Genomic DNA, 10,028 nt, shown 5'->3' on the forward strand with positions numbered 1-10,028 from the left:
TTTTAAGTTCTTTTGTCATATTATTTTACTTTTTATGAGGTTAATAATATGTCAAGCTATTTCAGTATAAGACATATCTCCATGAGTTAAGAGGCTTGGAACATTGAGTTAATTTTAAGTGGGTAAATAGCCATCAAAAGAACCCTATGCAGATGAAGCGGAAATTGCTGATGATGAGTACTTTATACGAATGCTTATTGAAGCGGGGACACCTTGCAAGCGTTGGGTGCTCTGATTTGGATAGACTTTGCGATAGTAGGCGCAATGCGGTCTACCGAGACGGGTGTGGTAACACGTTGAGGCTTGATACCCATTCCATACAAAATAATAGGAAAGGGTACAAAGGATGCACGTGCAATATAATTATCTTGATTATCTTCATTCAGCAACTGCCAACCTGGCGCAACCTCAATGATTAAGTCGCCACTCACGGCTGGATTATACGGACTTTCAGACACTTTCCGAATTCCTGCTATTTGTGCCAGAAAGTCTTTGGAGCGTGACAAAATGTCCTCAAACGAAAGCAGTTTGTCTTCGATAAACTTTCGGTTGAGATAAATTTGATTACTAAAACAGGTTTCAACGTACCGACTTTGCCCATAAATGGCTCCAAGGTACATGTTCAGCAAATTGGCTGTACGGTTGATGTAGAAAGTGCCTGTGGGGATGCGGTATTTTGCATAATCTACTTTTGGGTCATCTGTATAGCCCGTACTGGTTAGTACAAAGAGTACTTGCTGATTTCCAACGGACTTTTCTATCTGTTCAATCAGGGTGGCAAGTGTATGATCTAATCCTCGATAGAGGCTTTCAAAATCGGTGCGCCACTTTTCGTTTTGTGTACCCTTGGCAGAAAGTGTAATCGAGAGGTAGTCGGTCTGGGCGTCCTTTCCCATGGCGTGATGGTTCAGACAAGCTATCGCTGCATCACACACGGCATTGTTCTGCTCCGCCTGTTCCTTGCTCGGTTTTGATGTGGTATTGCGATAAGCCTGTATCCACTTTTGGGCTTTCGACCCATAATAATTGGAAGTAGTCCAGCTACCTGTTTTTTCATCTATCCAAAAAGCACCGTCAGCAGCATGGCCAGCCGATAAGACAGCAGCGTCTCTTTGGGAGGCTATGCCATAAACAATAGAACCACCGTTGCTTGACACCTTCAGTTCGTCACTGATGGTTGAGGTGGATAATCTTTGAGGGGAAGTCGTGTATTTGGCATCGTCAACACAAAAAACAGGGCGTAAGGTTTTCCTGTCTAACCATCTTGTGCTGATGATATTATGATAAGTGGGTGTAGTCCCAGTGACGATGGTAGCGATAGCCGAAGCTCGATCTACGGACTCAAAGGGATAATTGGCAGCTTCGTAAACGCAGCCTTTACTTAATAGTTTCTTAAACCCATTTGGCGAGTATAGCGGTGAATAATGCTCAATGTAGTCATTGCGTAGCTGGTCAATCGTAATGTTGACAACCAAACGAGGCGCAACTTGCAAGGTCTGAGCCTGTGTCGTTGCTCCCGTAAGGGTAGCCATGATGATTGCGGAGAGACATTTGTTCATCTATTCTTGATTTTACGGGTGTATATGTACAGCCAACAATATCTACATAGCAAAGATAATGCCACAAGTGTCATGCCTTCCGCATAATGTTGGAAAAACGAAAGTAGAAGGAAAGCGCACAAGAGTATGCTCCAAAATTTGGTATAATCGTGCAAGTGTCCATTTCTCAACGCCTTAATGGAAGGGTAAAGAAAGAAAAGGTGGAGAGGACAGAGTAGGAGTATCTGAAAATTAAGTTGCACAGTGGGATGCTGAGAGAAAACCATTGCCAATAGTATAACACCAGCTATCCCAGAAAGGAGCATGACGATAAGGTCGTACTGCCATAGGATACGTTTGAACTTCCATTCGGCAAAGCAAACAATCAATGTTGCAACGCACCATAAAACAGCGCAATGAAGCGGGGTGATAGGAGCTCTCGGCTCATGTTTTTCTACTGGTGGAACGAGATAGCATGTACTGTCTACCAAGCTGCGGCGATGCCCTTGATGGTCGATGACAATGGCTTCAGCAAAATCTGCACGAAGACTATCTGGCAAAAATTGCTGTTGCTCGTTGGTTGTTGCTGCATCGGCATGTACGCCAAGCAATAAGTCATTGCCAAAACGTGCCCAGCAATGCGACTGATTCCACTGGTGAATCATTTCCCGATAGGATATTTTTTGCGACTGATTCGCTGGATAGAGAACATGTCCATCGATATGATTGATGAGCATGTCTCTTGCACGAGTGGTACAATTGTCGTAGAAATAATTGTAGCGATACACTCTGTTTTCTGGTCGGTAGTTGACGTCAATGGCTTGAGTGATAGCCCATTTCTCTTCACGTGTCAGGTTCAAGACCTGTTCCTTTACCCAACTGCCCCGCTGAGAATAGGTAGATATGAACGTTGCAAAATCTTCTATCCCCATTTCATAGTCGGTCAGTCCGAACACGAAACGAAGGATGAAATAACTTTTTTGAAAGGAGAAGATGCCGTAATTGATAGCGATGTCCTGTTGACGCGCCAAGTCGTGGTAACGTATGGCGGTGTGTCCATAGTAGGAATAGACTTGGTTGCCGGGTCCACAAGTGAGCAAACTGATACGTACAGAGTCCATACTTTTGAGCATTGTGCTATCAGCTTGAGCAAAAGTGGGCATCGTTGTCATCAACAGCAAAATCGCTATAAAGACAATCCTTAAATGTGTAGTAAAACGTTTCACGATGCAAATTTAAGTGTTATTTCCCACTTAAAGTGTGTTTAATTCGAAAATTTTCGATATTTTTGCATCCAAATCTGAAATAAAAATAGAATGAAAAAGATATTTGGTGCCTTTTTATGGGCGTCTATTTCTATATCTGCTTTTGCACAGAGTGGTACAAACTCTCCTTACAGCCAGTATGGATTTGGCGTATTGTCTGATCAGACCAGTGGTTTTAATAGGGGGATGAATGGCTTGGGTTATGGCTTTCGGGAAAATAATCAGGTGAATTTTATCAATCCTGCTTCTTATTCTGCCCTCGATTCACTTACCTTTATCTTTGATGCTGGACTTTCTGGGCAGCTTACTCATTTTGAGGAAGGTAATCGCAAACTGAACGCAAAGAATGCAGATTTAGAATATGTGGTAGCTGGCTTAAGACTGGCAAAGCATTTAGGGTTGAGTTTTGGTTTGGTACCATTTACTAATATCGGATACAACTACTCCAACACTGCAACCATTCATATTGATGAAAATTATACCAAGACAACCACTACCAACGCTTATCTTGGTAAAGGGGGATTGCATCAGGTGTACTTAGGGGCAGGCTGGGAGCCGTTCAAGGGCTTTTCATTGGGGGTTAATGTCTCTTACCTTTGGGGAAAATATGACCGCTCAATCGTGAACAGCTATAGCGATATGTCTATCAATACGATTTCAAAATATTATTCAGCTTCTGTACACAATTATAAATTAGATGTAGGATTGCAATATACGGCACGGTTGTCGAGACAAGATCAGGTGACCTTGGGCGCAATTTACTCTTTGGGGCATCGTCTGAATGCCGATCCGTCGTTAAGCATTATTTCTCAAAATCCACAGACAGGCATTAGAGACACGACTCTATTTACGGTGAACAATGGTTTAGAGTTGCCTTCTGCCATTGGAGGAGGATTGGGCTGGAACCACCGCAATCAGTTAAAGATAGGTGCGGATTACTTGTTACAGCAGTGGTCAAAAACATCATATCCAAACTATACGATGGCGAACGGTACTCCGCAATATGTACTCACGCAAGGCATGTTCAAAGATAGACATAAATTTACCTTCGGTGGTGAGTTTTGCCAAGATGCCAACAGTCGCCATTTCTTTCAGCGGATGCATTATCGAATAGGTGCTTCCTATGCCACTCCTTACCTGAAAATCAACGGACAAGATGGTCCCAGTGAAATTAGTGTGAGTGCAGGTTTCGGTATTCCGATTGTCAACAGCTGGAACAATCGTTCTATGTTGAATATCTCCGCACAATGGGTAAGGCAGGATGCAAAAGACTTTATCAAAGAAAATACGTTCCGAATCAACATCGGTTTGACGTTCAATGAGCGTTGGTTTGCTAAATGGAAGGTTCAATAATCCTCCCAAGAGGACAGGAAAAGGGCGTATGAAGAGTAAGTCAATCGTTTTTGTCATCGTACTGATGCAAATCTTGGGCTTTGTTTCTTGTGAAAAGCAAACCGAACACATTGCCCCTGCCATATACGATCGTGACTCTGTACCAACGATGACTACCTACGGCGTAAATCAATTGATATCCGATTCGGGTGTTATTAAATATCGAATTGTTACCGAACGGTGGGAGGTTTATCAAAACACGACACCGCAAAAGTTTGTGTTTCGGAAAGGTGCATTCTTGGAACAGTTTGATGAAAGCTTTCATGTGCAGTCTTTTATCCAATGCGATACCGCATATTATAATATTGATGCCCAACTTTGGGAATTGAGAGGAAGGGTCAGAATATTGACTAAAGATGGACTGAAGTTCTCGAGTGAGGAACTGTTTTTGGATCGTCGAGCACATGAGATGTACTCACATCGTTTCTCCAAATTGGTTACGCCAGAGCGCACACTTCAGGGTTCTTACTTCAAAAGTGATGAGCGGATGACGAAATACATCGTTACAAATAGTCGTGGCTCCTTTGAAAAATCAGATTTCACAGGAGAGACAGATACCACGTCTGCGCCTACAGACAGCACAAACGTCTTCTTGCGACCACAAGCATCACCACGACCGAAGTTGCCCACGACACCTTAGTATTGATAACAATGAATGAACAAGTAGATATCTCTTTGATTATTTTTATTCTGATAACGATGGTTCTCTCAGCCTTTTTTTCGGGAATGGAGATTGCTTTCGTTTCAAGCAACCGCATGTTGGTGCAGATGGATAAGGAAAAGAATGGATTTTCGCAACGCTTCCTTACCTTATTTTATAGCAACCCAAATGCTTTTGTTAGCACGATGTTGGTTGGGAACAACATTGTGCTGGTGATTTATGGTATTTTGATAGCGCGGCTTTTAGACAATACGATATTTGTAGGAATGAATCCTGCCTTTACTGTGCCAGCGGATACAATATTATCCACGCTCATTATCTTGTTTACGGGTGAGTTTGTACCAAAGACGCTGTTCAACAGTAATCCCAATCGACTGCTGAAATTATTTGCTTTTCCTGCCTATTTGTTTTATGTTATCTTGTGGCCGATAAGTCGATTTGCCACTTTCTTGGCACGCATCATTCTTGGTTTGTTGGGTGTTAGTATCCCTAAGGATGCCGTTGCTGCAGGATTTTCGAAGGTTGATTTAGATTATTTGGTTCAATCAAGTATTGAAAATGCTCAAAGTGAAGATGATATAGAAAATGAAATCAAGATTTTTCACAATGCACTTGATTTCCCCGATACCAAGGTTAGGGATTGTATGATTCCACGAACAGAAATCAATGCCGTCGACATGAATCAATGTTCCTTAGACGAATTACGTCAAAAATTCATGGATAGTGGCAACTCGAAGATTATTGTTTATCAAGAGGATATTGATCATATACAGGGATACATTCATAGTTCTGAAATGTTCAAGCACTCTTCTACATGGCAGGAGGGTATTCGGACGATGCCTTTTGTCCCAGAGACGATGCCAGCGCAGAAGCTCATGCGCATACTGTTAACGCAGAAAAAAAGCTTGGCGATTGTCGTTGATGAGTTTGGTGGAACGAGTGGTTTGGTTTCTTTGGAAGATATTGTAGAAGAAATATTTGGAGAGATAGAAGACGAACATGACAGCCTTAAATACGTAGCGAAACAAACAGGCGATAAGGAGTTCCTATTATCAGCCCGCTTAGAAATTGATAAGGTGAATGAAATGTTTGAATTAGATTTACCAGAAAGTGATGACTATATGACGATAGGAGGCCTGATTTTGAATGAATATCGCAGCTTTCCCAAATTGAACGAAATCATCGAAATAGGTAAATATAAATTCAAGATACTGAAGAGCACATCGTCTAAAATCGAGTTAGTACAGCTGAATATTATGTCTAATTGAGCTGTTGTGACAGTTGGAAACTTAAAATTTCAATAAAATATTCAGTCGTTTGCTAAGAATTTAGTATTTTTGTACGCATTTGAAGGCATAAGCACCAGAACGAAGTACGATGCGGTAGGTGTGATAAGCGTTTGAAGGTTCATTGAAAGAATATAAAAATAAAATAAATATTAAAATAAAAAATGGCAGCATTAGGAAAAATTCGTAAGAGAGGTATGATTCTGATAAGCATCATTGGATTAGGCCTTTTTGCTTTTATTGCAGAAGAGGGATTCCGATCATGTGAAGCTTCTCGTAATGATCAGCGTCAGCAAGTAGGTAAAGTGTTGGGAGAGAAAGTGAATGTCCAAGACTTCCAAAAACTCATGGATGAATACACCGAAGTGATCAAAATGCAACAAGGTGTTGATAATCTCAATGAGATGCAGATGAATCAAGTTAAGGACATGGTTTGGCAGACCTATATTCAGACAAAAGTTGTGGAGGATGAAGCCAAAAAGATTGGATTGACAGTGACAGATGCTGAACTTCAAAACATTTTAGCTGAAGGAACCAACCCCATGTTGTTGCAAACTCCATTCGTTAATCGACAAACAGGACGGTTTGATGTCAATTCGTTGAAGAAGTTTATTGCTGATTATAAAACGCAACAAACTGCCAATCCACAGATGGCAGCACAGTACCAAACTCTTTATAAATACTGGACTTTTATTGAACGTACACTCCGTCAGCAAATTTTAGCACAGAAATATCAGAGTTTATTGGCTGGATGTATTTTGTCGAATCCAGTGGAAGCCAAACTTTCTTATAAAGAGGAGAACGAAGAAAGTTCGATTCAGCTCGCTACTTTTGCTTATTCCACCATTGATGACAGTAAGATAAAGGTTCAAGATGCTGACCTAAAGGCTAAATATGACGAACTGAAAGAACGCTTTAAGCAAAATGTTGAAAGCCGCGATATCAAATATGTAACTGTTCGTGTTGAGCCTTCTCCAGCAGACCGTGCCGAATTGCAGCAGACTTTCAAGAAATATACAACAGATTTAGCAGCAGCTTCAGAACCCGCAAACGTTGTTCGCAAGAGTACTTCTTTGGTGAATTATCTTGGAATCCCTGTTGCTAAGACAGCCTATCCTAATGATATTGCTGATAAGTTAGACTCCATGGCAGTTGGACAGACTTATGGACCTTTTGAAACAAAGATGGACAATTCGATGAATGTTGTCAAACTTATATCCAAGCAATTGCTGCCTGATTCTGTTCAATATCGACAAATTCAGGTAATAGGTAAAACTCCAGCAGAGGCTCAGAAACGAGCTGATTCCATTTACACAGCATTGAATGCTGGTGCTGCTTTTGAGACTATTGCCAAAAAATATGGTCAGAGTGGTGAAAAGGTATGGATGACAACTGCACAATATCAGAATGCTCCTTCATTGGATGCAGATACCAAGACTTATATTGGTACGTTGAATAATTCAGGTGTCAATGAATTAAAGAATGTTAAGATAGGACAAGGTAACCTCATTGTTCAAGTCGTAGATCGCAGAGCGATGATTAACAAGTACACGGCAGCTGTGATAAAGAAGTCGATTGATTTCTCAAAGGATACCTATTCTAAGGCTTATAACAAATTTAGCTCCTTCGTAAGTGCTAACCAAACCCCAGAGTCAATCCAAAAGAATGCAAAGTCAAGTGGGTACACGGTACAGGATGCGAAGGATATTACTACTTCAACACACACGCTTGTGGGAATTAATGCAACTCGTGAGGCAATGAAATGGCTCTTTGATGCAAAAGAAGGTGAAATCTCCCCAATGTACGAGTGTGGTAATAACGACCAGTTATTATTGGTAGTATTGGATAAGATTCATCCAAAGGGCTATCGTTCTTATGACGATCCTCAGGTAAAAGAATTTTTGAAAGCTGAAGTACTTCGTGACAAGAAGGCTGAACAGCTCATGGCAAAGGCTAAAGATGTAAAGAACATTGCTGCCGCACAAGCCAAAGGCGCAAAGGTTGATGCCGTTAATCAAATTACTTTCGCAGCTCCTGTCTTTGTGATGAGCGTTGGAGCAAGCGAACCTGCTTTGAGTGGAGCTGTGGCTGCAACTGCTAAAGGTAAATTCTCTTCGAGACCAGTAAAAGGTAATGCAGGTGTTTATGTATTCGAAGTAACAGGTCGCACAATGCGTCCAGGCAAGTTTGACGCTAAGACAGAAGAGCAGAAGACACGTCAGAAAGCTTTACAATACGCTGGCAACTTTATGAATGAGTTGATATTGAAAGCTAATATTGAGGACAATAGATATCTATTCTTTTAGTTAGATTTCGTATGCTGGGCTACAAATGCAAGTCCAGCATATACTCATTTAATATAAAAGGGGAGGGTGCATCATAGTCGTATTTATGGTGCACTCTCTCATTTTTTATGATGAGTCATGGTTATTCTGAATTAGCTCCAGCTTTTTCCTCATTGGTTTCAAAAGTGATTTAATGACAGCACCACTTCAATATGCGCAGACTGTGTAGGAATATTTTGCTCCCATTATTATAATAAAATAGGTGTAATTTTCGTTTTCCTATAAACCGTTTACTTATGAAAAAGTTTTTAGTAACCTTTGTCTTGTTATTAAGTGTTTTGTTCGGCTGGGCACAAGGCACTGTTGGCACGTGGTCACTGATTCCGAAGGTTGGAGTGAACTTCGCAAACATCAGTGGTTCTGATGTAACTGAGCTGGATAATCCAGCGAAAGGTTTTGAAGGCTCATCTGGTTTAAAATCCAAATACCTTGAAGGACTCATCATTGGTTTAGACGTTCAAAATCAGATAACAGAACGAGTTGCTGCTTCTGCTGGCTTATTTTATAGTAGACAGGGCATGGATTTTCCAGAGTTCGAGAGCATAGATGATAAAAATGTTCATCATGCATTTAACGGATTTCAATGGAAATTCCATTATTTGCAGTTGCCAGTGATGCTGCATGATTATGTTCTAAGTGGTCTTTCTTTCAATGCAGGTCTACAAATTGGTTATCTGCTGTCTGCCAAAGGCTTTTCGTCTCAATCGCGTTTCTACACGGACAAGGAAGGTAAAACGCATTATGAAAAGGATGAAGAAGGAAATTTGCTATATGACTACAAGAGCAAATACGATATGACGGACAACATGAAGCGCATAGATGTTTCCATTCCTGTGGGTATTTCGTACGAATATGGGAATGTGCTGTTGGACGCAAGGTATAACATCGGCTTGCTGAAAATCAATAAAGATGAGTACAGTACTTTTAAGAACAAGGTATTTTCCTTTACTGTTGGCTACATTTTCGACCTATGATGAGGCGATGAGGAGAAGTCACGGATTATATCAACTTGAATTATAAATCTAAACAAATGAATTACAAAGACGACAAACGTATTATTATGACCCTCGATGCTGGTGGAACAAACTTTGTTTTTTCGGCGATGCAGGGCGGTGAACAGATGATAGAACCTTTTGCATTGCCATCAATGGCAAACGATTTGAATGCCTGTTTAGGTCAGTTAGTCAAAGGGTTTGAGAAAATACAACGCCTTATTCCTATGGATGCTTCGGCTATTAGCTTTGCTTTCCCTGGTCCTGCCGACTATGAGAACGGCATTATAGGCGATTTGCCCAATTTTCCTTCTTTCCGTGGAGGCGTGGCATTGGGTCCGTATTTACAAATACGTTTTGGCATGCCTGTTTTTATCAATAACGATGGAAGCTTATTCGCCTATGGCGAAGCCATGGCAGGAGCATTGCCTTTGGTCAACAATCGACTGGAAGAAGCGGGCAGTCCAAAGCGGTTTAACCCAAATCGGTCATTAGGATTTCTCTGTGTCGTACGGCAAAGAGAAATCCTTTAATTTTTTCCATATGGAC

General features: G+C 41.1%; 7 protein-coding genes and 1 pseudogene. 6 read left to right on the forward strand and 2 right to left on the reverse strand.

The window, feature by feature from the left end:
• Positions 1–194: 194 nt before the first annotated feature.
• Together DEM91_RS11030 and DEM91_RS11035 are read right to left on the reverse strand one after the other, a co-directional pair.
• A complete protein-coding gene (locus DEM91_RS11030; RefSeq protein WP_249858958.1) occupies positions 195–1,559 on the reverse strand; it encodes an alkaline phosphatase family protein in 1,365 nt (454 codons plus the stop codon).
• Positions 1,556–2,671 (reverse strand): DUF4105 domain-containing protein, encoded by a 1,116-nt coding sequence (locus tag DEM91_RS11035; RefSeq protein WP_275975271.1) that lies wholly within the window; start codon positions 2,669–2,671, stop codon positions 1,556–1,558. The genes DEM91_RS11030 and DEM91_RS11035 overlap by 4 nt, the downstream gene beginning before the upstream one ends.
• A gap of 183 nt (positions 2,672–2,854) precedes the next feature.
• Here DEM91_RS11035 and DEM91_RS11040 point away from each other — a divergent pair, with 183 nt between their 5' ends.
• From DEM91_RS11040 to DEM91_RS11065, 6 genes and pseudogenes are all read left to right on the forward strand, one after another.
• Entirely contained in the window at positions 2,855–4,156 is a 1,302-nt protein-coding gene (locus DEM91_RS11040; RefSeq protein ID WP_249858960.1) for a hypothetical protein, read from the forward strand.
• A 28-nt stretch (positions 4,157–4,184) separates the two neighbouring features.
• On the forward strand, positions 4,185–4,835 hold the full coding sequence (gene lptC, locus DEM91_RS11045; RefSeq protein ID WP_249858961.1) for an LPS export ABC transporter periplasmic protein LptC: 651 nt from the start codon (positions 4,185–4,187) through the stop codon (positions 4,833–4,835).
• An 11-nt stretch (positions 4,836–4,846) separates the two neighbouring features.
• The gene (locus tag DEM91_RS11050) at positions 4,847–6,124 is read left to right on the forward strand and encodes a hemolysin family protein (protein WP_249858962.1); all 1,278 of its coding nucleotides are present in this window, start codon (positions 4,847–4,849) and stop codon (positions 6,122–6,124) included.
• A 182-nt stretch (positions 6,125–6,306) separates the two neighbouring features.
• Positions 6,307–8,448: a peptidylprolyl isomerase gene (locus DEM91_RS11055; protein WP_249858963.1), complete on the forward strand. Its 2,142-nt coding sequence runs from the start codon at positions 6,307–6,309 to the stop codon at positions 8,446–8,448.
• A gap of 275 nt (positions 8,449–8,723) precedes the next feature.
• Complete coding sequence (locus DEM91_RS11060) at positions 8,724–9,461, forward strand: porin family protein (protein WP_249858964.1); 738 nt, start codon at positions 8,724–8,726, stop codon at positions 9,459–9,461.
• Positions 9,462–9,517: 56 nt separating this feature from the next.
• A pseudogene (locus tag DEM91_RS11065) lies at positions 9,518–9,949 on the forward strand (ROK family protein); the annotation flags it as partial.
• Positions 9,950–10,028: the final 79 nt, after the last annotated feature.

The organism is Prevotella sp. TCVGH (assembly GCF_023522295.1).
In the GTDB taxonomy this organism is placed as follows: domain Bacteria; phylum Bacteroidota; class Bacteroidia; order Bacteroidales; family Bacteroidaceae; genus Prevotella; species Prevotella timonensis.

Coding starts and splice junctions, on each gene's coding strand:
- DEM91_RS11030 (WP_249858958.1), bottom strand. CDS start 1,559: ATGAACAAATGTCTCTCCGCAATCATCATGGCTACCCTTACGGGAGCA.
- DEM91_RS11035 (WP_275975271.1), bottom strand. CDS start 2,671: ATGCTCAAAAGTATGGACTCTGTACGTATCAGTTTGCTCACTTGTGGA.
- DEM91_RS11040 (WP_249858960.1), top strand. CDS start 2,855: ATGAAAAAGATATTTGGTGCCTTTTTATGGGCGTCTATTTCTATATCT.
- lptC (WP_249858961.1), top strand. CDS start 4,185: ATGAAGAGTAAGTCAATCGTTTTTGTCATCGTACTGATGCAAATCTTG.
- DEM91_RS11050 (WP_249858962.1), top strand. CDS start 4,847: ATGAATGAACAAGTAGATATCTCTTTGATTATTTTTATTCTGATAACG.
- DEM91_RS11055 (WP_249858963.1), top strand. CDS start 6,307: ATGGCAGCATTAGGAAAAATTCGTAAGAGAGGTATGATTCTGATAAGC.
- DEM91_RS11060 (WP_249858964.1), top strand. CDS start 8,724: ATGAAAAAGTTTTTAGTAACCTTTGTCTTGTTATTAAGTGTTTTGTTC.